The organism is Actinorhabdospora filicis, from assembly GCF_030269765.1.
Taxonomy (GTDB): domain Bacteria; phylum Actinomycetota; class Actinomycetes; order Mycobacteriales; family Micromonosporaceae; genus Actinorhabdospora; species Actinorhabdospora filicis.
Window position 1 is genome coordinate 704846 of record NZ_BSTX01000004.1, and the last position, 22842, is coordinate 727687.

Genomic DNA, 22842 nt, shown 5'->3' on the forward strand with positions numbered 1-22842 from the left:
AGGCCCGACCCGCGCGGCCCGCAAGCCGAAAGACAGGGGCTGGGGTGACAGGGGCAGGGCTGACAGGCGCCGGGGTAACAGCCCCCGGCCGACAAGCCCCAGCCCGACCCCCCCACCCCTACCCCATCCGCACCTGAAAATGCCGAGACTCACTCAAATCCCGATAAGCCGACAGCGTCCCCGGATCCGTATCCACCCGCGAATCCTTCCCCCGGTCATTCGCCGTCTCAAAATAAACCAGCGCCTTCAACCGCGGAAAAAGCGAAATCTGCGCCTCCGCCTGCGATATCACCTCAGCCGGATGCCCCGGGTTCTTGTCCGACTGCCAAACCCCCCACTCCGCCAGCATCAGCGGCTTCCCGGGAAAGGTCTCAGTAGCCCACCGGTAGTACCCCGGCCAGTCCCGCCCGTCGGTCCGGTCCACCATCTCCGCGAAGTCCCCGTACCCGTACCCCGGGTCGGAGTACGCGTAGGCGTCCCAGGCCACCCAGTCCACGACGTCGTCGCCCGGGTACAGGTTCTTGTGCCAGGGCTGCACGGCCCAGTCCAAATAGGCCATGTAGACCATCACGGTGACCATGTTCGTGACCCCGTCGGCCCGCAGCCGCTGGATCACGTACCGGTACATCGCCGCGTAATCCGACGCGGTGCGCCCGGACCCCGCGCGGGGGTCCACGTCGTTCTCCGGCTCGTGGTGGACGGTGAAGAAGAACGGCTCGGTGTAGGTCTTCTTGATGTGCTCGGCGAGCCGGTCGAGGTAGTCGTCCATGTCCTTGTTCCCGGCCGCGATCTGCGCCCAGGTGGCGCCGCGCGGCTTCCAGTTGAGGAACAGGATGCGGGGCTTCTCAGGGTCGTTGGCGATCTTCAGCTCGTCCTCGGTGGGGAACAGCTCGAAGCCGCGGTGGTAGGCGTGGTAGATGTCCTGCCGCCGCCCGGTGCGGTCCTCGAAGCGGTTGAGGGCGGTGACCCGGGGTACGTCGGATCGCGCGCCGGGCGCGACCCCCCACAGTGCCCCGCAGGTGGGTACGAGCTTGACCCCGATGACGCACCCGTTGTCCAGATCGGACCCGACGATGGCCTCGGTGGAGGACGAGGACGAGGACGACGAAGAGGGCGAGGAAAGAGAGTGCTGCCCCGGCGTCGGCACCACCGGCACCTTGTAGTCCAGCCGGGGCGGGGTGTCGCCTTCCCGGGCCTGGAGCCGCGCCAGGAGCTTCTCGTCGGGGGAGGTGATCGCGAAGGCGTACACGCCGACCTTGGTGACCACCTTGGACAGGTCGAAGGTCACCTGGCCGTCGGTCGCGGTGGCCGCGTCGACGGGGTCGCCGAAGGGCGGGATCTCGGCGGCGGTGAGGCCGGACTCGGTCCAGCGCGCGGCGACGCGGGTCAGCTCCAGCAGCTGCTTGGGCCGGGCGTCGACGACCGCCACGTGCAGGCGCGGTTCGCGCACGGGCGCGTCGGAGACCGTGAAGCGCAGGTAGGCGGTGGCCACGCCCACGTCGCGGGAGCCGCCGACCAGCAGCTCGGTCTCCGAGCCCGCGGGGGTCTCGGGCGCCGCCGTGCGCGTGTACGTGTCCGCCTCGGCGTTGATCGAGGTCGACATGAAGTCGGCCGCGCCCCCGCCCTCGGTGCGGTCGGCGCCCACGGCGTAGCCGAGGCCGAAGCCCGCCGCCGCGATGGGGACCACCACGGCTATCGCCACGCCTCTGCGCCCGCTTCCCGCGCGCAGGCCCAGCGCGTTGCGCCAACTCCGCCACCCGCCCATGCCGTCGTCCCTCCCACCCGGCATTGCACTCCCGCCCAGAACACGTCGGCATCCCAGCACACACCAGTGCCGAACCGGTTTCATCTACTTTCGACACCAATTGTGAATACCAACCGTAGCCGACCATTACCCTCTTCGTCACCATGCCCGTATCCGACACGGACGATCGTCGTTGTCCTTTGGGACGATTGGACGGCGGAGGGGGCGGACCGCTCGATGGCCATGGACACTGGTCGCACCACATCCACCTACCACCTGAGCGACATGCTCGTGGCGGTCAAACGTGGACGGACGCTGCTGCTGGCGCTACTGGGCGCCGGCCTCGCCGTGGGCGCCGCCCTGGCGGTGACGACCCCGGCCGAGTACGTCTCGCACACGCAGGTGCTGGTGCGTCCCACGGGCGTGGACGACCCCAACGTCTCCGGCGGGCGCACCAAGGGCGAGCTCAATCTGGACACCGAGGCGCAGCTGGTCAAGTCCACCGCGGTGGCCGACCGGGCCCTTGAGATCTTGGGCGGGCAGGCGTCCGCGCAGGACCTGGCCGCGCACGTGACGGTGGAGGTCCCGGCGAACACGTCGGTGCTGACCATCGGCTTCTCGGGGGGCTCGGCCGTCGCCGCGCACGATGGTGCCGCCGCGTTCGCCACCGCCTACCTGGAGCACCGGGAGGCGACGGCCAAGGAGACCATCGACACCGAGATCAAGGGCGTCGACGCCAACCTGGAGAGCCTGCGCGGCCAGCTCGCGCAGGTCTCCACCGACCTGGCGGCGGCCACGGCGGCCGACCGGGTCGTGCTGGGCAGCAACAAGGACCTGCTGAGCCGCCAGATCGAGGAGCTGACCTCGCGCCGCTCCGAGCTGGACGGCAAGCTGTCCACCCTGGCCGGTGGCAAGGTCATCAGCGAGGCGGTCACGCCGTCCTCGCCGGACAAGCCCATCGTGTGGCTGGACGTGGCCGGTGGCGGCACGGCGGGCCTGCTCGCCGGGTTCGGCGCGGTGCTGGCGCGTGAGCGCTTCTCGCGTACCGTGCGGCGGGCCGCCGACCTGCCCGAACGCTGCGGGGTGCCGCTGCTGGTGGAGCTGCCCGCGTCGGTGGCGCCCAGGTTCGCCGACGTGTACGGCGCCTACGGCCCGGCGGGCAAGGTCTTCGGGCGCCTGCGCAACGAGCTGATCGCCGCCCTGCCCGAGCGGGGCCGGGTCCTGCTGGTCGTGGGCGTGGACGAGGGCCCGGGCGCGACCGTGGTCGCCGCCAACCTCGCCGCCGCCTTCGCGCGCGCCGACCTGCCCACCGCGGCCGTGGCCGCGCACGCCTCGCCCTACCTGGCGCTGCCCGACATGCTCGGCACGCCCTCCGTCCCGGGTCTGGCCGACGTCATCACCGGCCGCGCCGACCTGGACGAGGCCACCGTGCGCGCCGCCCGCCACCCGCGCCTGTCGGTGCTGGGCGCCGGTTCGGCCGCGCGCGCCGGGGGCTGGCCGAACGGCGCGATGCGGCAGATCACCGGGGCCCTGGCGCAGACCGCCGAGTTCGTCGTCGTCGAGGCGCCCCCCGCGTCCGGGGACGCCGACGCGCAGCGCCTGGCCGCCGAGTGCGACGCGGTCCTGCTGGTCGCCGAGTCCGAGCGGACCCGCCTGTCGGCCGTCTCCGACCTCGCCGAGCAGCTGCGCCGGGTCAACACGCCCCTGCTGGGCGCGGTGGTCCTGCCGCGCTTCAAGAAGCGCCGTCCCGACGCGCCGGAGACCGTCCCGACCGTGCAGGCCGGGTCCGGGGCCCCCGAGCCGCGCTTCGAGCGCGCCGGGGCCGAGGCGCTCACCGAGATCATGCCCGCGATCCCCGCGCAGCACGGCGAGCCCGAGCGCGCCGGTGACCTGCTGGTCGCCGCCGACGCCGAGCCCGCAGGCGACACCGAGGCCGCCGAGGCGCCCGCCGGTGAGGTGAAGGCCCGCCGGAAAGGCCGCCCATGCCCGCGACGATGAGGGGGGTCGCGACGGTGCGGGAGGCGGTCTTCGCCGTGCCCCGCCCCGCGCGGCTGCTGCGGCTGCCCCCGGCCTGGCCGCTCACCGGCCTGCTCGTGCTCTATCCCCTGTGGTGGGCACTGGGGCTGGGCACGCTCATCTTCCCGATCCTGGCCGTGCCGATGGCGGTGTGGCTGTCGCGCCGCGCGAAGATCGCCGTGCCGCCCGGCTTCGCGCTGTGGCTGGCCTTCTGCGCCGTGGTCGTCATCAGCCTGCTCGCCCTCGACGTCGACCCCGCCGGGACGATCCCCGGCGGCCTCGGCAGCCGCCTGCCCGGCGCGCTGTTCCGCGTCCTGGGCTACGCCTCGGTGACGATCATGTTGCTGTACGCGGGCAACCAGACCGAACGCGACCTGCCCCGCCGCCGCCTCGTGGCGATGCTGGTGTGGCTGTTCGCGGTGACCGTCGCCGGCGGGCTGCTCGGCATGTTCGCCGGGCACTTCGAGTTCACGTCCCCCCTGGAGATGCTGCTCCCCGCCAAGGTCGCCAAGGACGGCTTCGTGCAGTCCCTCGTGCACCCGGCCGCCGCGCAGGTCATGGACTTCCTCGGCTACGAGACCCCCCGCCCCGCCGCCCCCTGGGGCTACACCAACACGTGGGGCAACAACCTCGGCATCCTCGCGCCCTTCGTGGTCGTCGCCGCCTTCGCCACGCCCGCCAAGGCCGCCGTCCGGGTGGGCGCGCTGGCACTGCTGGCCGTCGCCCTCGTCCCCGCCGTGTACTCCATGAACCGCGGCCTGTGGGTCAACATCGGCGTCGCCGGGGCCTACCTCGCCGTCCGCTTCCTGCTCATGGGCCGCGTGTGGATCCTCGGCGTCCTCGGCGGCGTCCTCGTCGCCGCCGCCATCGCCGTCACCCTCACCCCCCTCGGCGGCGTCATCCAGCAGCGCCTCGCCAACGGGCACTCCGACGACGGACGCGGCTACTCCACCGAACAGGCCCTCACCGGCGTGTGGGAATCACCCGTCATCGGCTACGGCAACACCCGCAAGACCCTCGGTTCCGGCGCGTCCATCGCCGTCGGCGCCACCGAGGACTGCCCCCGCTGCGGCGGGCGCGTCATCGGCGGCAACGGGCAGCTCTGGCAGGCCATCTACGCCCACGGCATCGCCGGGGCCCTCACCTACGTCGGCTTCTTCTGCTGGGTCCTGTGGCGCTTCCGCAAAGACCGCAGCGCCATCGGCCTGGCCGCCAGCGTCGCCATGCTCCTGTCGCTGACCTCGATGTTCTACTACAACGCCCTCTACACCCCGCTCGCCCTGACCTTCATGGCCTACGCCCTGCTGTGGCGCAACCAGCGCGAACCGGAGACGACCGCATGACCGTTAATGGCGCTGCCTTCAATGACGCCGCCCGCCGCGCGCAGTACGTGAACGAGGTCCTCTCCCTCCTCTTCCCCGCCCCGTGGCGACGCGACGACACCGCCGCCCACGGGCCGGGCACCGTCCGCATGATCGCCGTACCCAACATCCGCCGCCCGCGCCTGCTCGTCCCCGCCGACGAACCGCGCGTCGCCGCCGCCGCGCTCGCCCGCTACGCCCGGCCGCAGGCCCGCATGGCCCGCCTCAAGCGCGACGCCGCCGTCCTCGCCCTGCGCACCGGCGCCTCCCGCCTGCTGCTGCGCGACCGCGTCGCCGTCACCGGGCCCGACCCCGAGACCGACAGCATCGTGGCCTACCTGTCCGGCGTCCTGGACACCCCCGTGCGCATCGGCATCGACATCGGGCCCGCCCGCGCCAACCGCAAACCCGTCGTCCAGCTCCTCACCCGCCTCGGGCAGACCATCGGCTTCGCCAAGATCGGCGTCAACGACCTCACCCAGCGCCTCGTCGCCGACGAGACCGACGCCCTCGAACGCCTCGCGAAGGCCGAGCTCACCGCCGTCACCGTCCCCGCCGTCCGGCACGCCGGCATCTGGCGCGAGCACAATGTCCTCGTCCAGCAGGCCCTGCCCATCTGGGCCGACCGCGTCCCCGTCCACCCCGGCCGCCTCGCCGCCGCCATGCGCGAGATCGCCCACGTCGACGGCACCACCGAGGCCCCGCTCGGCGCGTCCGGCTACGCCGCCCGCCTCCGCGAACGCCTCGCCGCCCTCGACGACACCCCCGACGCCCGCGAGCTGCGCGCCGCCGCGCTCGCCCTCCTCGACGCCAGCGGCGACGACGTCCTCGGCTTCGGCGCCTGGCACGGCGACTGGGCGCCGTGGAACATGGCCGTCCTCGCCCAGACGCTCCTGGTCTGGGACTGGGAACGCTTCACCCTCGACGTACCCCTCGGCTTCGACGCCGTCCACTACCGACTCCAGCACGACATCGTCGTCGCCCACCGCGACCCATCGGCCGTGGTGGACCACTGCATCGCGCACGCCGGCGACCTCGTCGCCCCCTTCACACAGGCCACCCCACGTCGGGCCGGGCTCACCGCGCTGCTGTACCTGATCGACCTCGCCACCCGGTACCTCACCGACCGCCAGGCCGAGGCCGGAGCCGCGCTGGGAGCCCTCGGCACCTGGCTCCTCCCGGTGCTGGTGCGCCGGGTCTCGGCCTTCGCTTCCAGCCCAGAAGGGAACCAGCAGTGCTGAAGATCAGCGGGGAGAAGGTCCCGCATCAGCTCAAGCGCGTCATCCATCTCGGATCGCGCTCGTACGGGCGGATGACCGCCGCCGCGCGGCTCCTGCCGTCCTTCCTGCTGTGCGGCGGGCAGCGCTGCGGCTCGACGTCGCTGTACCGGGCGCTCTCGTCGCACCCGGCGATCCTGAAACCCGTCCTGCACAAGGGCGTCCACTACTTCGACACCAACTACCGGCGCGGGCTGTCGTGGTACCGCGGGCACTTCCCGACCCGGCTGACCGCCAAGCGCGTCAGCGACGGGCTCGGGCTGCGTCCCATGGTCTTCGAGTCCAGCCCGTACTACCTGTACCACCCCCTCGCCGCCGAGCGCTTCGCCCGCGACCTGCCCGGCGTCAAGCTCATCGTGCTCGTCCGCGACCCCGTCGAGCGCGCCTACTCCCACCACGCCCACGAGGTCGCGCGTGGCTTCGAGCCGATCCTGGACTTCCGGGCGGCCCTCGACGCCGAACCCAAGCGCCTTTACGGGCAGGACGCCCGCCTGCGCCGCGAACCCGACTACTACAGCTTCAGCCACCAGCACCACGGCTACCTCTCCCGCGGGGAGTACGCCGTCCACCTGGAACGCGTGGCGGGCATCGTCGGACGCGAGCGGATCCTCGTCATCGACTCCCACGACTTCTTCACCGAACCGGGCCCCACCTACGACCGCGTCCTCGGTTTCCTCGGCCTGCCCTCCCTGCACACACCCGCCTTCGGCAAGCACAATGCCCGCCCCGACCGGCCCTCGATGACCCCGGAACTGCGCGACGAACTCGACTCGCACTTCCGCCCGCACGACGAGGCCCTGTCGGACTGGCTCGGGCACACGCCCTCCTGGCGGCGGTGACCCGCACATGACCGCGGTGGGCGGCCCCCGGGCCGGAGATGAGACGACCGCCCACCGGGGCGGCCAGATCGCGCCGAACGACGGCCCGGCCGACGACGCGATGCTGCTGTGGGAGGCGGTCCGCGAAGCCGCCCGGCACGCACCGGGCGCGCGCTCCGCGTCCTGGGGGCCCGTGCACCCCGGCTTCGCCGGCCTGCCGGGCTTCTCCGGCGGGCTCGGCATCGGCGCCGACCCACCGGAGGTCGAATGGCTCGCCGCCGCCTCGACCCGGCCGGACACGCCACCGCCACCGGGCCCGATCGCGACCTTCCGCGCGCCGGGCCGGGCGGGGGAGCAGCCGACCACGCCCCGGCAGGGCGAGCGCCACGGCGGCGAGCGGGGACCGGCGCTCACGCCACCCGCCTCGGCCGTGTGGCGGCCGACGGGCGAGAGCGGCTCAAGCGCCATCGAGCACGAGCCGATCCCGGGCACGTCGCCGATCGAAGCCGACTGGACGTTCACACCCGACGGCCCGACCACCGACGCCGCCCACCTGCACGCAGCCTTGACCGCGCCCGATGACGCCGGCGGGTTCACCACGACGGTGTCGCCCGCCGAGGCCGACGGGCCGTCGTGGCTCGGACTCACCGCGCATGTGGACGGTGGTGAGCTCGCCGCGAGGCGGGACACGGCCACCGACGGGTTCGCCGAGACGGCACTGCCCGCCGGAGGCGATGGTGCTGGCTACGACCAGGCTTCGGTCGCGGCGATACCCGAGGCAGGGGTCGTGCGCCAGAGGGCGGGTGAGGGAGGCTCGACCGCCGACGAGTCCGGCGACATAGCATCACGCGCCGGAGGCGATTGTGGTGTAACCAGGCACGATACGGCCGAAGCCACGGCCGAGCGCGGGTTCGCGCGGCAGTGGGTGGGCGAAAAGGCCCCGGCCAGCGACGGGTTCGCCGGGACGGCACCGCCCGCCGGAGGCGATGACGGTGCCAGCGGGCATGACGTAGCCCCGGTTGCCGCGTCACCCGAGGCCGCGGTCGTGCACCAGCGCGCAGGTGAGAGCGACTCGCTCGCCGACGGCCTTGAGCCGACTCCGGCCGCGTCGGCTCTCGAACCCGATCACGTGGCGACCCCGCCGGGAGGCACTGGCGCGCCCTCCCGCTGGAGCCCGTCCGTCGTCCCGGCCGCGTCGCCCGCCCCCACCGTGGTCCCCACCCCGCGCGGCGAACCGGCCCCCGCAGACCTCACTCCCGAAGACCTCACTCCCGAAGACCTCACCCCCACAGACCCCCCACCCTCCACCCCGACCCCCCCGAAGTCCGACTCCCTCCGGGGCGTCGCCCGCGGAGGCGTCGCCAATCTCGCCGGGTCCGCCGTGTCCGGCGCGGCGGGGCTCGGCATCACGTGGCTGGTCGCCGCCGCTCTCGGGCCGGCCGGGGCCGGGTTGTTCTTCGCCGCGACCTCCGCGTTCCTCATCACCACGAGCCTCTCGCGGCTGGGGACGCCCACCGGGCTCGTCTACTGGATCGCGCGGCTCCGGTCCGACGGGGTCACGTCCTTCCGCAAGACGCTGCGGGTCGGCCTCACTCCCGTCGTCGCGCTGAGCGTCGCGCTCGGGGTCGCGGGATACTTCCTGGCACCGGCGCTGGCCGGGGCGTACAGCCCCGATCCGGCGCACACCGACGAGTACGCGCGGCTGTTGCGGCTGCTGGCGGTCTTCGTCCCGGCGGCGACGATCCTCGACGTGCTGCTGGCGGCCACGCGGGGCATGTCGACGATGAAGCCGACCGTCTACATCGAACGGCTGGGCCGCACGCTCCTCCAGGTCGCGCTCCTCGCGCTCGCCGTCGCGCTCGCCGGGGACGGTGGGGCGGCCGACGCGGTCACGCTCGCGTGGGCGGCGCCGTTCGTCCCGGCGATGGTGGCCGCCGCGATCTGGCTGCGCAAACGCCGGGGACCCGCCACTGGTGAGGGTCCGACGCCGCGCGAGTTCTGGACGTACACCGGCCCGCGCGCGCTCGGCTCGCTGGCGCAGCTGGCGCTCCAGCGGCTCGACATCCTGCTCGTCGCGGGCATGCTCGGCTTCCGCGAGGCCGCCCTGTACACCGTCGCCACGCGCTTCGTGATCGCCGGGCAGCTGGCCAACCTGGCCGTGGGGTCCTCGCTGCAACCGCGCATCGCCGCGGCGCTCTCGCCGAAGAACGGCGCCATGCGCGACCCGGGCACCGCCCGGCGGCTCTACCGGCACACCACGTCGTGGATCATCCTGCTGGCCTGGCCCATGTACCTCACCGCCGCCGTCCTCGCGCCGGAGTACCTGCGCCTGTTCGGCGCCGAGTACGACACGCCGCAGGCCGTGGTGATCGTGCGCGTCATGGCCGCCGCGATGCTGGTGGCCAGCGCCTGCGGGACCGTCGACAGTGTCCTGTCGATGTCGGGCCGCACCAGCTGGCAACTGTCCAATGTGCTGACCGCGCTGGCCGCCAACATCGCCGTCGACCTGTGGCTGATCCCGCGCGTCGGGGTCGCCGGGGCGGCGCTGGGGTGGGCGGCGGCGGTCCTGGCCAACAACCTGATCCCGCTGGCGCAGCTCGGCTTCGCCGAGCGGCTGCACCCGTTCGGGCGCGAGTCGGCGATCGCGATGGGACTCGCGGCCTTCTGCTTCGGCGCGCTGCCGGTGACGGCGATCGCCCTCGGCGCGCCCGGCGTCGGGGCCGCGATCGGCGGCGGCCTGGTGTACGCGCTATCGCTGTGGCGGCTACGGGGACCGCTGCTCACGAAACACGTAAGTGCCTGATCCGCTGGGGGATGACGAGGGAATGCGCTCCGACTACACAGAGATCTTCCGCGACGAAGGGGCGGCCGAACAGTACGAGAGCGACAACTACCGTCCGGGATCGTTCTACTCGCAGGTCTCGGCCAGGCAGCGGGACTGGCTGCGCGCCTTCACCGAGACCGCCTTCGACGTCCCGCCCGTCCACCACGACTTCGCCTGCGGCACCGGACGCGTCCTGCGCATGCTCGAAGGGCTGGTGCGCGAGGCGCACGGCTACGACACCTCCGGTGTCATGCTCGCCCGCGCGCACGAGCTCGACACCCCGGCCGAGCTGCACGTCATCGAGGCGGACGGGCCCGTAGCGTCCACTGTGGACGATGAGTGGCCGGCCCTGGTGACCTGCTTCCGGCTGCTCCTGAACGCGCCCCGTGACCTGCGCGAACGCGCCCTGCGCTTCGCGGCGGGGATCCTGCGCGGACCCGACTCGGGACTGCTGATCCTGGAGAACCACGGCAACGCGTCCTCGCTGCGGCACCTGAGGCGGCCCCGCGCGGGCTCCGATCGCCGGTTCGCCGAACTCGGCCACGACGAGGTCGCCGCGCTCCTGCACCGCTACGGCTTCGAGCTGCTCACCATGCAGGGCTTCACGATGCTCACCCAGGGCTTCTACCGTCCCCCGATCGGGTGGATCGCGCCCGCGCTGGACAGCGCCGTCAGCCGCCGGGGGTTCCTGGCCTCGCGCGCCACGAACGTCCTCTACGTGGCGCGGCGGCTGTTAAGAAACGGCCGGGACCCCGCGAGGGTCCCGGCCGTGGTGGTCATCGCCGCAGTAGCGCCAGGACCAGCAATCGCAGCGCCAGCGGCGCGTCGTGCAGGACGTAGCGGGCGAACAGCCGCCGCGGCTCGCGCGCCATGCGGTGCAGCCATTCCAGGCCCGAGCGCTGCATCCAGACCGGCGCGCGGCGCATCGTGCCCGCCACGAAGGCGATCGACGCGCCGCAGCCCATGAACCACGTCCGGGGCAGCATCGGCGCCAGTTTGGAGATCATCCACTCCTGCTTGGGGAAGCCCAGGCCCACGTAGACGACGTCCGGGTCGGCCGCGGCGATCTCCTCGCAGACCTCGCGGATCATCGCCGGGTCCTTCTCGAACCCGAAGGGCGGCGCCAGCGCGCCCGCGATCCGCAGCCCGGGCGAAGCGTCGGCGAGCTTGCGCGCGGCCACGTACTCGGTGCCGGGACGCCCGCCCAGCAGGAACACCGATCCGCCCAGCCGGCCCAGTTCCGCCGACAGGCTCCAGATCAGGTCCGAGCCCGCCACCCGCGCCGGAAGCCCGCGCCGGGCCAGCTTCGACGCCCACACCACCGGGGCGCCGTCGGCGACGACGAGCGTCCCGGCCTCAACGTACGCGCGTGCGCGGGGATCACGCAGAGCCTGCCGCACGATGTCCACATTGGCCGTGACGATGCGCCCGCCGCGGCCCTCAAGCAGCGATTCGCGGACGTGGTCGACCACGCCCTGCTCGTCGATGGCGTCGAATCTGATTCCGGAGACGGTGAAGTGATCACTCTGCGTTCCCAGACGACTCTGGAACGTGGGCTGCGAGCTCATAGCCGCAGACGATAACCCGCCGAGGGTGCCGATCGTAGTTGTTTCGCCACAAGGCGTGTCCTTTTTGTGGTCTGACTCGGTTATACGGGGTGAGGGCACCGGCGGCCCTCCTTCGACGCACGGGTGGGGGGAAGGGAATGTCAGACGAGGTCGTGAAGGTGCTCTTCATCGGCGGTCTCGGCCGCAGTGGCACCACGCTGCTGGAACGGCTGCTCGGGCAGCTTCCGGGGACGCTGCCGCTCGGCGAGGTCGCCCACCTGTGGGAGCGCGACATCCGCGATGACGAGCGCTGCGCCTGCGGGTCCCGTTTCTCGATGTGCGAGTTCTGGCACCGGGTCGGGCAGCGGGCCTTCGGCGGCTGGGACAACGTCGACCTGGCCCGCGTCGAGGCCCTGCGCGCGACCGTGGACCGCACCCGGCACATCCCGACCCTGGCGGGCAAGAAACTCGCCCCCGTGCAGTACCGCCTCGTGACCGAGTACGCCGACTTCTACCGCCGCGTCTACGCCGCCGCCTCCGCCGACGCCGGTGGCAACCGGCTGATCATCGACTCCTCCAAGCACGCCTCCCTCGCCTACTGTCTGCGCTGGAGCCCCAATGTGGACCTTCGCGTCGTGCACGTCGTGCGCGACAGCCGGGGCGTGGCCTACTCGTGGACGAAGCAGGTCCGCCGTCCCGAGACCGGCGGCGCCGCCGAGATGACCCGCTACTCGCCGGCCCGCTCGGCGATGCTGTGGAACGCGCAGAACGCGGCGTTCTCGATGCTGCGGCGGCGCGGGGTGCCGGTCCGGCGCGTCCGCTACGAGAAGCTGCTGGCCGACCCGCGCACCGTGGTCGAGCGCCTCGCCGAGTTCGCGCTCGTCCCGCTGGAGCCCGGCGACCTGCGCTACATCGGCTCCGACTACGCCGATCTCGGCCCCAACCACAGCGCGGCCGGGAACCCCATGCGGTTCTCGGTGGGACGCATCCCGCTGCGCCGCGACGAGGAGTGGCGCGATGAGCTGCCCAGCGCGCAGCGCCGCCTCGTCCGCACCCTCACCGCGCCCCTGCTCAACCGCTACGGGTACATCTCCCGGCCGGTGGAGCTCCCGGCGCCCGCGCCACCGTCCACGGTGGAGACCGTCACGGCCGCTCCGGCGCACGCGGGGCGTGAGCTGTGAGCGGGCAGCAGTGGCCGTCCATCGGCGTCGTCGTCCCCACCCACCGGCGGCCCAAGCAGCTGCGCGACACCATCGACGCGATCCTCACCCAGGACTACCCCGGTGACCTGCGCGTGGTCATCGTCTTCGACCGGGCCAAACCGGACGAGGCCTTCGTCCAGAATGGACCGCGCACGGTCGCCGTCACCAAGAACCTGCGCACGCCCGGCCTGGCCGGGGCCCGCAACACCGGCATCTGCGCCCTCGACACCGACCTGGTCGCCTTCTGCGACGACGACGACGTGTGGCTGCCGGGCCGCCTGCGCCGCCAGGTCGCCGCGCTGTCCCCGACGGCGGAGCTGGTCACCTGCGCGGTGGAGGTCGCCTACGAGGGCTCGGTCGTGCCGCGCCTGGCGGGCACGGCCACGATCCGGCACGTCGATCTCCTGCGCTCGCGCATGATGATGCTGCACTCCTCGACGTTCCTGCTGCGCCGCACCGCCCTCATGGGCGGGCTCGGCATGGTCGCCGAGGACGCGCCCGGCTCCCAGAACGAGGACTGGGACCTGCTCCTGCGCGCCGCCCGCCGCGCGCCCATCACCCACGTGGACGAGCCGCTGGTCCGCGTGCACTGGGGCAACTCGCACTTCGCCGCCCGCTACGACACCAAGATCTCATCGCTGCACTGGATGCTGGGGCGCCACCCGGAGCTGCACGGCTGCCCGCAGGGCGCCGCGCGCGTCTACGGCCAGCTCGCCTGCTGGCACGCCGCCGTCGGGCAGCGCAAGGACGCCTTCCAGTGGGCGCGCCGCGCGATGCGTTCGAAGTGGACGGAGCCGCGCGCGGTGATCGCGACGGCCGCCGCGATGGGCATCGTCAAGATCGAGACGGTGATGGCGGCGCTGCACCGCCACGGGCACGGCATCTAGCGACGGCGGAACCGCCTCGTCCACCACGGGGGTGCGGGCGAGGCGGTCCACGCGGATCCCGTGCGGTCAGCAGGGGCTGTTGGTGCGGTAACAGGCCGTGCAGCTGACGAGCGGGCCGGTGCAGCTGACCCGGCAGGTCCGCTGGTACTCCATGCGGCCCTGACCGCAGCCGCAGCTCGGGTAGGCGTAGTCGCCCGCGTTCGGGACGCAGGCTCCGGCCCCGATGGCGGGGATCAGGGCGGCGAGTAAGCGATCGGCGAGTCTCAGCATGGGCGCTCCTTGTGCCGGCGGAGCCCGGTGGGCTCCGGATCACCGGAGGCTAGCGATCGGCGAAACCCACTGTCCACAGTGTGTTCATCCGATCGGGGGACACAAAGGACCGCCTCCCGGTGACGGAGAGGCGGTCCCGATGGGCGCGGCTAGCCGGGGCAGATGCTCTGGGTGGCGACGCAGCTTCCGCAGTCGGCGTGGCCGGAGCAGCTGATGGTGCAGTACTGGCGGGTGCGGCGCTCGCCGGGGTAGCACTCGCAGGTGGACCAGAAGCTGTCCCCGGCGTTGGGTACGCAGGCGCCCGCCCTGCCCCGGGGCATGATGGCGGTGAGTAAACGGTCGGCGGCGGCCTTGACGAGCTTGGTCATGGCGACTCCTCGGATGGTGAAACGTGCCGGTGTCGCCGGACAGTAGTGATCGCCGCTATCTGTGTCCATAGTGGACGGACGCGTATGTGCACCTCAGTGTGCCTTGCGTGTGCGCTACGTGGTCATGCGCTCCAGGGAGCCCGTGAGGCTCGCGTAGGTCATCACCGTCAGTCCGGGACGCCAGTAGGAGGCGACCGCCTCGCGCACCTCGGTCGCCTCGAAACCCGTCGCGTACCGGGGATGCCCGAGCACGACCGTGGCTGGCGTGCCGGTGCGCGCGGCGAGGCGGTGGACGTCCCCGCCGGGCACCACGCGGTCCTCGAAGCGCTCGACCAGCGCGGGCACGTTCGCGCGGCCGAAGGCCCACACGTGGACGCCGTCGGCGCGCAGGACCGCGACCTCGTGCGCGGCCCGCCCGCGCGCGGGCAGGAACGCGCCGCCCAGCAGCCATTCCCGGTGTTTGAAGCAGGACCGCAGGTCCTCGGCGGTGGAGTCGGGGTTGTCGATCGCGGCGGTCAGCCGCCGCACGGTCTCGGCGATCTGCTCGCCGATCTGGCCGCGCAGCTCGGCGGTGTCGTCATCGGCCTTGGCGAGCCGCTCGTCGAGCTGCTCCTCGGTGAGTCGCCCGGCGGCGAACTCGGCGAGGTGATGCAGGCGCGCCGAGACGTCCCATCTGCCGTAGCGGTCGGCCTCGCGGACGCCGTCGCGCAGGTAGCGCACCAGCGCGGTGGGCCGCGACTTGGGTGAGGAGACGTGGGCGAGCGCGGCCTCCACGTGAACGCGGACGGCCGGGATGTCGGTGCGGGAGAGGAGGAGCTTGATGTGCTGGACGAGGGAGGGGGAGGTCCGGGAGCCCATCGCCGAGTTATAGCCCCATGGCCTCGGCGGGTGCGAAGTGGGGTTCAGCGAATCGGGGACGGTCCTTTCAGGACGTCGTCTTCTCGTTCTCCCGGACGGCCTCGGCGTAGGCCAGCGCGTACTTCCGCAGCGCGAGTTCGGGGTCCACTCCGGACTCGCGGGCCTTGGCGACCAGGGCGAACATCTCGGCGCCGAGGGCGAGGTCGGCGTCGGTGGCCTCGGGGGAGGCGGTGACGCCGGCGCGGGAGGCGCGGGACTGGAGCTTGGCGGCGAGGGGGAGGGCGGGTTGCGCCATGGCCACACCGTCCATCGAGGACTCGCGGTGGGGCTTCTCCTCGGCCTTGATGGCCTCCCAGTTGTCGAGGGACTGGTCGGCGGAGTCCACCTTCGCGTCGGAGAACACGTGCGGGTGGCGGCGGATGAGTTTGGCGACGAGGTCGCCGGAGACGTCGTCGATGGTGAAGCGGGTCTCGTCGTCGGGGTCGTCCTCGGCCATGCGGGCGTGGAAGACGACCTGGAGGAGCAGGTCGCCGAGTTCCTCGCGCAGGTGGGACTTGTCGCCGGAGTGGACGGCGTCGATGACCTCGTAGGTCTCCTCGACGAGGTAGGGCAGGAGCGACTCGTGGTCCTGTTCGGCGTCCCAGGGGCAGCCGCCGGGGGAGCGCAGGACGTCCATGGTGGACACCACGTCGAGGAGGCGGCCGCCGGGCGGGTCCCAGGAGCCGTGGAGCAGCTCGATGTCGGCGAGGCGGGGTTCCTTGGCGAGGCGGAAGCCGAGGCGCCGGGTGAGGGCGGGGTCGCCGTCGGGGGCGGCGAGCCAGACGGTGGTGGCGCCGTCGGCGGTGGAGAGGAGGACCTCGGTGGCGGTGTCGGCGGGCAGGACGGTGACGTTCACGCCGGAGCGGCGGATCGCCGAGGCCTGCGCGGAGTCGGCGCCGGTGAAGACGGCCTTGGCGGAGCGCAGGGCGTCCCACGCGTCGGCGGAGAGGAGCCCCGCCGGGAGGCGGGGCGAGGTGACGAGCAGGACGATGCGCGGGGCCATGGCGTTACGGGGTGGTGGAGGTCGGGATCGGCGCCTCGATCATCACGGCGGTGCCGTCGGCGACGGGGATGGACGCGAACTTGATCGCGAGCTGCCCGTAGCGCGGGTTGGTCAGCACGTCGTACTGCTCGAAGAGCTCGTCGGCGCGGTTGCGCTGCGCGAGGGCGACGCGGAGGGGGGCGCCGCTGGTGGGCTCGTTGATCGCGGCGAGCACCTGGGCGCCGAAGTCGGCGGGCAGCTGCGCGTCGCCGTTGGCCGCCTTGTAGTCGGCCACCAGGCCCTCGACCATCTCGGGTGAGGCCTGCATCTCCTCGACGCCCTCGAAGAGGAACGCCTTGTAGGCGGGACCCTGGGCGAGCAGGCGCGCGAAGGCGTTGTCGGAGTCGGCGCCGATCTTGGCGGCGGCGGCGGCGAAGTCCGGCCCGGGCAGCGGGCGCCCGGTGTCGGCGGAGACGCGCTGGGCGAGGTCGACGATCGTCAGCCACTCCACGACCTGCTGGCGGAGGTCTTTGACCTCGGCGGGGCGGCCGTTGATGGTGAGCGCGTCGGGCGCGCTGTCCACGATCGCGTCGACCCGGTCCTCACCGACCCGGCTGTCGGCCACGAACACCGCCGCGCCGGTTTCCACCCGGCATGCCGAGAGCCCGCCGACGGCGAGCAGTGCCAGGGCGGCGACGGTCGCGATGCGCCTCATTGTGTCGTCCCTCTCATCGTGCGAACGGGTGCCAACGGCTCACGCAGCCTAACTCACCGCACCGGCGCGGGCGCGTCGAGAACCGTGGTCACGAGCTCGGCGCACCAGTTCAGCAGCGCCAGCCCGGACAGCGGCTGCCCGCCCATGCGCCCGGTGGTGGGGCGGGGCAGCGACACGACGTCGCCGGTGGCCTTGTAGACCGCGTCGGGGTAGTAGCGCTTGAGGCGCAGCTGCTTGGAGTCGGGCAGCGGCATGGGCGAGAACCGGACGTGGCGGCCCTGGAGGGACACCTCGCCGATGCCGTACTTGCGCAGCAGGAGCCGGAAGCGGGCGACCTGGACGAGGTTCTCCACCGGCTCGGGCGCCTCGCCGTAGCGGTCGGTCATCTCGGCGCGGACCTCCACGAGGTGCTCCTCGGTGCGAACCTCGGCGAGCTTGCGGTACATCTCCAGGCGCAGGCGCTCCACGGAGATGTAGTCGTAGGGGATGTTGGCGTCGACGGGCAGGTCGACCTTGACCTCGGCGAGCTGCTCGCCCTTCTCGCCCTTGAAGGACTGGACGGCGTCGCCGACCATGCGCACGTACAGGTCGAAGCCGACCCCGGCGATGTGCCCGGACTGCTCGCCGCCGAGGAGGTTGCCGGCGCCGCGGATCTCCAGGTCCTTCATCGCCACGTACATGCCCGCGCCGAGCTCGGTGTGCTGCGCGATGGTCGCCAGGCGCTCGTGCGCGTGCTCGGTGAGGGGCTTGTCGGGCGGGTACAGGAAGTAGGAGTAGGCGCGCTCGCGGCCGCGCCCGACGCGTCCGCGGATCTGGTGGAGCTGGGACAGCCCGAGCAGGTCGGCGCGTTCCACGATCAGCGTGTTCGCGTTGGGGATGTCGATGCCGGACTCGATGATGGTGGTGGCGACGAGGACGTCGAACTCGTTCTCCCAGAAGCCGACCATGATCTTTTCGAGGCGGTCCTCGCCCATCTTGCCGTGCGCGGTGACCACGCGGGCCTCGGGCACCAGCTCGCGGATGCGGGAGGCGGCCTTCTCGATGGACTCGACCCGGTTGTGCAGGTAGAAGACCTGCCCGTCGCGCAGGAGCTCGCGGCGGATGGCGGCGGTGATCTGCCGGTCGTCGTAGGCGCCGACGCTGGTCAGGACGGGGTGCCGCTCCTCGGGCGGGGTGGCGATGGTGGACATCTCGCGGATGCCGGTGATGGCCATCTCCAGGGTGCGCGGGATCGGTGTGGCCGACATGGACAGCACGTCCACGGCCGCGCGCAGCTGCTTGAGGTGCTCCTTGTGCTCGACGCCGAAGCGCTGCTCCTCGTCGACGATGACGAGCCCGAGGTCCTTGAAGCGGGTGGTGGGCTGGAGGATGCGGTGGGTGCCGATGACGATGTCGACCTCACCGGTGAACATCTTCGCCAGGACCTCTTCGGCCTCTTTGGGCGTCTGGAAGCGGGACAGCTGGCCGATCTTGACCGGGAACTGCGACATGCGCTCGGTGAACGTGTTGAAGTGCTGCTGGGCGAGCAGCGTCGTGGGCACCAGGACGGCGACCTGCTTGTTCTCGGTGACGGCCTTGAAGGCGGCGCGCACGGCGATCTCGGTCTTGCCGTAGCCGACGTCGCCGCAGATGAGGCGGTCCATCGGCATGAGCTTGCGCATGTCGCCCTTGACCTCGTCGATCGCGGCGAGCTGGTCGGGCGTCTCGTGGTAGGGGAAGGCGTCCTCCAGCTCCCGCTGCCACGGGGTGTCCTCGCCGTAGGCGTAGCCCTCGGTGGCCTGGCGGGCGGCGTAGAGCTTGATGAGCTCGGCGGCGATCTCCTTGACGGCCTTGCGGGCGCGCGCCTTCGTCTTCTGCCAGTCGGCGCCGCCGAGGCGGTGGACGGTGGGCTGCTCGCCGCCGACGTAGCGGGTGAGCTGGTCGAGCTGGTCGGTGGGCACGAACAGCCGGTCGCCGGGCTGGCCGCGCTTGCTGGGGGCGTACTCGATGACGAGGTACTCGCGCTCGGCGGCGTTGATGGTGCGGCGGACCATCTCGATGTACTGGCCGACGCCGTGCTGCTCGTGGACGACGAAGTCGCCCGGGTTGAGTTCCAGCGGGTCGACGCCGCCGCGCCGCCGGGACGGCATCTTGCGCATGTCCTTGGTGGAGGCGCCGCGCTGGCCGGAGATGTCGTCGCCGGTGATGACGGCCAGGTCGGCGGCCTGGAGGCCGCCCAGCAGCGCGCCGACGGTGACGGTGACGGTGCCGTGCTGGACGTCGGCCAGGCCCGGCAGGTCATGGGCGAGGTGCGCGCCGAACTCGGCGGTGCGCAGCAGCTCCACCGCGCGCTCGGCGGGCCCGGTGGCGGGGAAGACCAGGGCGACGCGCTTGCCCGCGGCCAGGTGCCCGCGCAGGTCGGACAGGAGGGCGACGTTGTCGCCGTGGTACTTGGGCGACTCGTTGAGGCCGAGCGGGATGGCGTCCAGGTCGCCCAGGGGCGTCAGGTCCCACCACGGCTGGCCGCGGTCGGCGGCGGCCTGCCGGACCTCGGCGATGCCGCGGAAGGCCGCGGCGCCCAGGTCGATGGGGGACTCGGCCCCGGCCGCGGCGGCGGCCCACCCGGCGGCCAGGAACTCCTCGCTGGTGGCGACCAGGTCGTGGGCGCGGGTGCGGATGCGCTCGGGGTCGCAGGGGACCACGATCGCGCCGGGCGGGAGGCAGTCGATGAGCAGTTCGAGCTTGTCGGCGCCCAGCAGCGCCGGCGCCAGCGACTCCATGCCCTCGACGGGGATGCCCTCGGCGAGCTTGTGCAGCATCTCGGCCAGGCTCGGGTGCTCGCGGGCCAGCTCGGCGGCGCGCGCCCGGACGTCCGGGGTCAGCAGCAGCTCACGGCACGGCGGCGCCCACAGCACCTCCGCCTTGTCCAAAGAACGCTGGTCGGCGACGGAGAAGTAGCGGATCGAGTCGACCTCGTCGCCCCAGAACTCCACCCGCAGCGGGTGCTCCTCGGTGGGCGGGAAGACGTCCAGGATGCCGCCGCGCACGGCGAACTCGCCGCGCTTCTCGACCAGGTCGACGCGCGCGTAGGCGACCTCGGACAGCGCCTGCGCCACCTGTGTGAGGTCGTGGGTGCCGCCGACCGTCAGGTGCACCGGCGCCAGGTCGCCCAGGCCCTTGAGCTGCGGCTGGAGCAGGCTGCGGACGGGGGCGACGACCACGCGCACCGGGCCGCGCGCGGGATCGCGCGGGTCGGGGTGGGCGAGGCGGCGCAGGACGGCCAGGCGGCGCCCGACGGTGTCGGAGCGCGGGGACAGCCGCTCGTGGGGGAGGGTCTCCCAGGCGGGGTAGAAGGCGACCTCGTCGGGCGGGAGCATGCACCGCAGCGCCTCGGTGAGGTCCTCGCCCTCGCGGCTGGTGGCGGTCACGGCCAGCACCGGCCGCCCGGCACCGAGCCGGGCGTGGGCCAGGGCGGCGACCAGGAACGGCCGCGCGGCGGTGGGTCCGGTCAGATCCAGGATCTCGGGCGGCGTGGCGGACTTCGCCAGCTCGATCGCGTTGGCGAACTGCGGGGTGGCGAGGGCGGCGGCGAGCAGACCGGCCAGGGACATGGATGCACCTTTGGTCGACGGGCACGCAGGATGCCCCCGGCCCGGGACAGGGAGGGGGGTGGACGTGCTTCCGGGCCAAGCCTACGCCCGACCTGTGACGATTCGCTCGTGGATCGCGCGGACGGGGGCCGCGGCCCCCGTCACGAGGGTCACTGCAGCAGGGCCACGATCGCCGCCCGCACCTCGGGCAGCAGCGCGATCGCCGAGATACCGGCGACGATGGTGAAGCCCGGCGCGAGGATCTTCTTCTCCACCGTCCCGCCGACCTTGACGGCCATCTTGTCCGGGACGCCGATCTCGAACCACACCTGCTTCTTGATGGGCAGCGGGAAGAACAGTGGGCAGCCCATCTTGGTGATGATGTCGCCGAGGGTGTGGATGACGCACCCGGCGGCCACCGCGACACCGATCAGCCAGTACGCGCGCCCGTCCGGTGGCAGCAGCCTGGCCGCGCCGAAGGCCCCCACGCCGGAGACCACGGTCACCACGAACCAGCCCTTCTCCCGGGCGACCTCGGCCATCAGGCCCCGCATGGCCAGCCCGATCATGAAGAACAGGATCGGGATCACCGCCGGTTTCCCGAACTTCCAGCCCAGCCAGCCGAACAGGACCCCGATCAGCGCGGCGAAGAACCACGTGTGGGTCAGCGTCCGGTGCCCGTTGTTGCGTTTGCCGTCCTTCTTGGTGCGGGTGATGGAGTAGAAACCCCACGCGATGCGCTCGGTGGCCTCGGCCATCACCATCGTCACCGGGCCGAACGCGCGCGCGACGGTGGAGCCGCCGCGATTCTTCAGCACGCGGCCGGCGCAGTCGAGGTCGGGGAGCAGTGACCCGCCCGCGCACACGATGGTGCCGACGACCAGCTCGGCGGGCGTCTGGTGGAAGTCGTAGAAGGCGTCGGCGATCGCCGAACCGGCCAGCCAGACGGCAGCGCCGGACAGGGCGTGTGTCGGTCCCATCACCATCGGTAGTCACTCTCCTTTGTGGACGTGAGGGTAGCCGATGGGTACGACGGCGCCGAGGCGCGGGATCGGTTGCGACTCAGGGGTTTCGGTGACTCTGCGTGGTCGTGTCGTGGCGATGGTGTGATGGCCGCTTCGGCGCATGGTGATCAAGGACCGGGCTCGCCTAACCTCGGCTCGTCGAAGGCGATGGGGGAGGCGCGATGAGGCCGCGGATCGTGGTGCCGGTCGTGGCGGGGGTGGCGGTGCTGGCCGTGGTGGTGGCGCTGGTGGCGTCGCGGTTCCTGGGACAGGGCCTGCCGCCGGAGATCGAGCTGCCGGGGCCCGAGGCGATCGACACGGCCGGAACGCCGCCACCGCCGGGCTTCGGGGACCAGCCACTGTGGACCAGGGACGGGCTCTTCTCGGTCGCCCTCGGCGGTGGGCTGGCCGTGGTCGAGTACGCCGAGAGCCTCCGCACGGGCATGGTCGTGCTGGACGCCCGCACCGGCGAAACCCGGTGGGCGCTGGGACGGCGGGCCGTCATCGCCGGTGGCACCACCATGCGGGCCACCGGGATCGGGCCGTACCCGACGGCCGAGGGGACCGTCATCATCGGCACGAGGCTCCTGGAGGAGGAATCCCCCAGCGGCGTCACCGCGCTGGACGGCGGCCGTCGCGTGTGGACCTACGAGCCCGGCGGCGGAGTCTCCTTCGGCGGGGCCGTCGGCGACGGCTTCACCGCCCTGAACGTCACCGGCCCCGGCCGCGAACCCGGCGTCGTCGTCCTGGGCAACCACGACGGCGAGCCGGTGTGGCGGCTCGACGGGCACCGGATGGACAACCTCGCCGGTGGCGTGGTCCTGGCCCGCCCCAACGGGTCGGCGGCGATCGGCGGCTTCGACGGCCGCACCGGCCGGAAGCTGTGGGAGCACCCGGAGTACACCTCGGCCGAGCTCGCCTACGCCGACGCGGCGGTGGTGGTGGTCAAGGCCGCCGTCGGCGCCGAGACGCCGGTGCACCGCCTGCTGGACGCGCTGTCCGGCGCCGAGATCGCCCGCCTGGACGACCAGGTGAACACGCTGCTGGGCGCGTGCGCGTCGGATGCCTCGGCGCTGGTGTGCGACCTGGTGAACCGGGGCGTGGAAGAGGACCGCCGGCTGCTCAGCTACGCCGGCGGGCACGTGCGGATGTCGGCGCGGGCACCGGCCGACACCGGTGCGACCCGCTCGGTGTGGCGGGGCCGGGTGCTGCTCGCCGAGTCCACCGTGGACATCGCCGGGGTCGAGCTGAGGCCCGGCCTGCCCGGGCCCCTCCTGGCCGAAGGCGGCGGCTTCGTGGCGTTCCGGACCGGCGGTGACGACGGGGACATCACCGTGTCGGTCCACGCCGCCACCGGCTGA

The 22842-nt window shown here is 72.5% G+C and carries 17 protein-coding genes; 8 read left to right on the forward strand and 9 right to left on the reverse strand.

The features are described from left to right. Positions 1-118 precede the first annotated feature (118 nt). Complete coding sequence (locus QSK10_RS28365; protein WP_285666248.1) at positions 119-1765, reverse strand: CBM96 family carbohydrate-binding protein; 1647 nt, start codon at positions 1763-1765, stop codon at positions 119-121. 222 nt (positions 1766-1987) lie between these two features. Between QSK10_RS28365 and QSK10_RS28370 the strand changes: the two genes are divergently transcribed. From QSK10_RS28370 to QSK10_RS28390, 5 genes are read left to right on the forward strand one after another with little or no spacing between them, the layout of a single operon-like run. After that, complete coding sequence (locus tag QSK10_RS28370; protein WP_285666250.1) at positions 1988-3742, forward strand: Wzz/FepE/Etk N-terminal domain-containing protein; 1755 nt, start codon at positions 1988-1990, stop codon at positions 3740-3742. Next, positions 3739-5103, forward strand: a complete 1365-nt coding sequence (locus QSK10_RS28375) for a hypothetical protein (RefSeq protein WP_285666251.1) — start codon at positions 3739-3741, stop codon at positions 5101-5103. The genes QSK10_RS28370 and QSK10_RS28375 overlap by 4 nt, the downstream gene beginning before the upstream one ends. Next, positions 5100-6362 (forward strand): hypothetical protein, encoded by a 1263-nt coding sequence (locus QSK10_RS28380; RefSeq protein ID WP_285666253.1) that lies wholly within the window; start codon positions 5100-5102, stop codon positions 6360-6362. Before QSK10_RS28375 ends, QSK10_RS28380 begins: the two co-directional genes overlap by 4 nt. Next, entirely contained in the window at positions 6356-7237 is an 882-nt protein-coding gene (locus QSK10_RS28385) for a sulfotransferase domain-containing protein (RefSeq protein WP_349497710.1), read from the forward strand. Before QSK10_RS28380 ends, QSK10_RS28385 begins: the two co-directional genes overlap by 7 nt. A 7-nt stretch (positions 7238-7244) precedes the next feature. Beyond that, positions 7245-10019, forward strand: a complete 2775-nt coding sequence (locus QSK10_RS28390; RefSeq protein ID WP_285666254.1) for an MATE family efflux transporter — start codon at positions 7245-7247, stop codon at positions 10017-10019. A gap of 797 nt (positions 10020-10816) precedes the next feature. Here QSK10_RS28390 and QSK10_RS28395 read toward each other — a convergent pair. Beyond that, positions 10817-11608: a WecB/TagA/CpsF family glycosyltransferase gene (locus QSK10_RS28395; protein ID WP_285666255.1), complete on the reverse strand. Its 792-nt coding sequence runs from the start codon at positions 11606-11608 to the stop codon at positions 10817-10819. A gap of 137 nt (positions 11609-11745) precedes the next feature. On the opposite strand from QSK10_RS28395, the gene QSK10_RS28400 reads away from it, so the two are divergent. Then, complete coding sequence (locus tag QSK10_RS28400) at positions 11746-12768, forward strand: sulfotransferase (protein ID WP_285666257.1); 1023 nt, start codon at positions 11746-11748, stop codon at positions 12766-12768. Next, positions 12765-13676, forward strand: a complete 912-nt coding sequence (locus tag QSK10_RS28405; RefSeq protein ID WP_285666258.1) for a glycosyltransferase family 2 protein — start codon at positions 12765-12767, stop codon at positions 13674-13676. The genes QSK10_RS28400 and QSK10_RS28405 overlap by 4 nt, the downstream gene beginning before the upstream one ends. Before the next feature lie 66 nt (positions 13677-13742). Here the strand turns inward: QSK10_RS28405 and QSK10_RS28410 are convergent, their stop codons facing one another. The 7 genes from QSK10_RS28410 to QSK10_RS28440 form a co-directional block, all read right to left on the reverse strand. Beyond that, entirely contained in the window at positions 13743-13946 is a 204-nt protein-coding gene (locus tag QSK10_RS28410; protein WP_285666259.1) for a hypothetical protein, read from the reverse strand. A 149-nt stretch (positions 13947-14095) separates the two neighbouring features. Further along, entirely contained in the window at positions 14096-14314 is a 219-nt protein-coding gene (locus QSK10_RS28415; protein WP_285666260.1) for a hypothetical protein, read from the reverse strand. Positions 14315-14428: 114 nt separating this feature from the next. Then, on the reverse strand, positions 14429-15172 hold the full coding sequence (locus QSK10_RS28420; protein WP_285666262.1) for a hypothetical protein: 744 nt from the start codon (positions 15170-15172) through the stop codon (positions 14429-14431). A 67-nt stretch (positions 15173-15239) separates the two neighbouring features. Continuing rightward, entirely contained in the window at positions 15240-16214 is a 975-nt protein-coding gene (locus QSK10_RS28425; RefSeq protein ID WP_285666264.1) for a nucleoside triphosphate pyrophosphohydrolase, read from the reverse strand. A 4-nt stretch (positions 16215-16218) separates the two neighbouring features. Then, positions 16219-16908, reverse strand: coding sequence for a hypothetical protein (locus QSK10_RS28430; RefSeq protein WP_285666265.1), 690 nt, complete (start codon positions 16906-16908; stop codon positions 16219-16221). A 53-nt stretch (positions 16909-16961) separates the two neighbouring features. Then, positions 16962-20498, reverse strand: a complete 3537-nt coding sequence (mfd, locus tag QSK10_RS28435; protein ID WP_285666267.1) for a transcription-repair coupling factor — start codon at positions 20496-20498, stop codon at positions 16962-16964. Positions 20499-20647: 149 nt separating this feature from the next. Next, positions 20648-21463 (reverse strand): metal-dependent hydrolase, encoded by an 816-nt coding sequence (locus tag QSK10_RS28440; protein ID WP_285666269.1) that lies wholly within the window; start codon positions 21461-21463, stop codon positions 20648-20650. Positions 21464-21663: 200 nt separating this feature from the next. Between QSK10_RS28440 and QSK10_RS28445 the strand changes: the two genes are divergently transcribed. Next, a complete protein-coding gene (locus tag QSK10_RS28445; protein WP_285666272.1) occupies positions 21664-22842 on the forward strand; it encodes an outer membrane protein assembly factor BamB family protein in 1179 nt (392 codons plus the stop codon).

Bases quoted from the DNA above. Each gene is read 5' to 3' on its own strand.
- QSK10_RS28410 (WP_285666259.1), bottom strand. From the start codon at position 13,946: ATGCTGAGACTCGCCGATCGCTTACTCGCCGCCCTGATCCCCGCCATC.
- QSK10_RS28370 (WP_285666250.1), top strand. From the start codon at position 1,988: ATGGACACTGGTCGCACCACATCCACCTACCACCTGAGCGACATGCTC.
- QSK10_RS28430 (WP_285666265.1), bottom strand. From the start codon at position 16,908: ATGAGGCGCATCGCGACCGTCGCCGCCCTGGCACTGCTCGCCGTCGGC.
- QSK10_RS28365 (WP_285666248.1), bottom strand. From the start codon at position 1,765: ATGGGCGGGTGGCGGAGTTGGCGCAACGCGCTGGGCCTGCGCGCGGGA.
- mfd (WP_285666267.1), bottom strand. From the start codon at position 20,498: ATGTCCCTGGCCGGTCTGCTCGCCGCCGCCCTCGCCACCCCGCAGTTC.
- QSK10_RS28415 (WP_285666260.1), bottom strand. From the start codon at position 14,314: ATGACCAAGCTCGTCAAGGCCGCCGCCGACCGTTTACTCACCGCCATC.
- QSK10_RS28420 (WP_285666262.1), bottom strand. From the start codon at position 15,172: ATGGGCTCCCGGACCTCCCCCTCCCTCGTCCAGCACATCAAGCTCCTC.
- QSK10_RS28395 (WP_285666255.1), bottom strand. From the start codon at position 11,608: ATGAGCTCGCAGCCCACGTTCCAGAGTCGTCTGGGAACGCAGAGTGAT.
- QSK10_RS28425 (WP_285666264.1), bottom strand. From the start codon at position 16,214: ATGGCCCCGCGCATCGTCCTGCTCGTCACCTCGCCCCGCCTCCCGGCG.
- QSK10_RS28380 (WP_285666253.1), top strand. From the start codon at position 5,100: ATGACCGTTAATGGCGCTGCCTTCAATGACGCCGCCCGCCGCGCGCAG.
- QSK10_RS28400 (WP_285666257.1), top strand. From the start codon at position 11,746: ATGTCAGACGAGGTCGTGAAGGTGCTCTTCATCGGCGGTCTCGGCCGC.
- QSK10_RS28440 (WP_285666269.1), bottom strand. From the start codon at position 21,463: ATGGTGATGGGACCGACACACGCCCTGTCCGGCGCTGCCGTCTGGCTG.
- QSK10_RS28445 (WP_285666272.1), top strand. From the start codon at position 21,664: ATGAGGCCGCGGATCGTGGTGCCGGTCGTGGCGGGGGTGGCGGTGCTG.
- QSK10_RS28375 (WP_285666251.1), top strand. From the start codon at position 3,739: ATGAGGGGGGTCGCGACGGTGCGGGAGGCGGTCTTCGCCGTGCCCCGC.
- QSK10_RS28390 (WP_285666254.1), top strand. From the start codon at position 7,245: ATGACCGCGGTGGGCGGCCCCCGGGCCGGAGATGAGACGACCGCCCAC.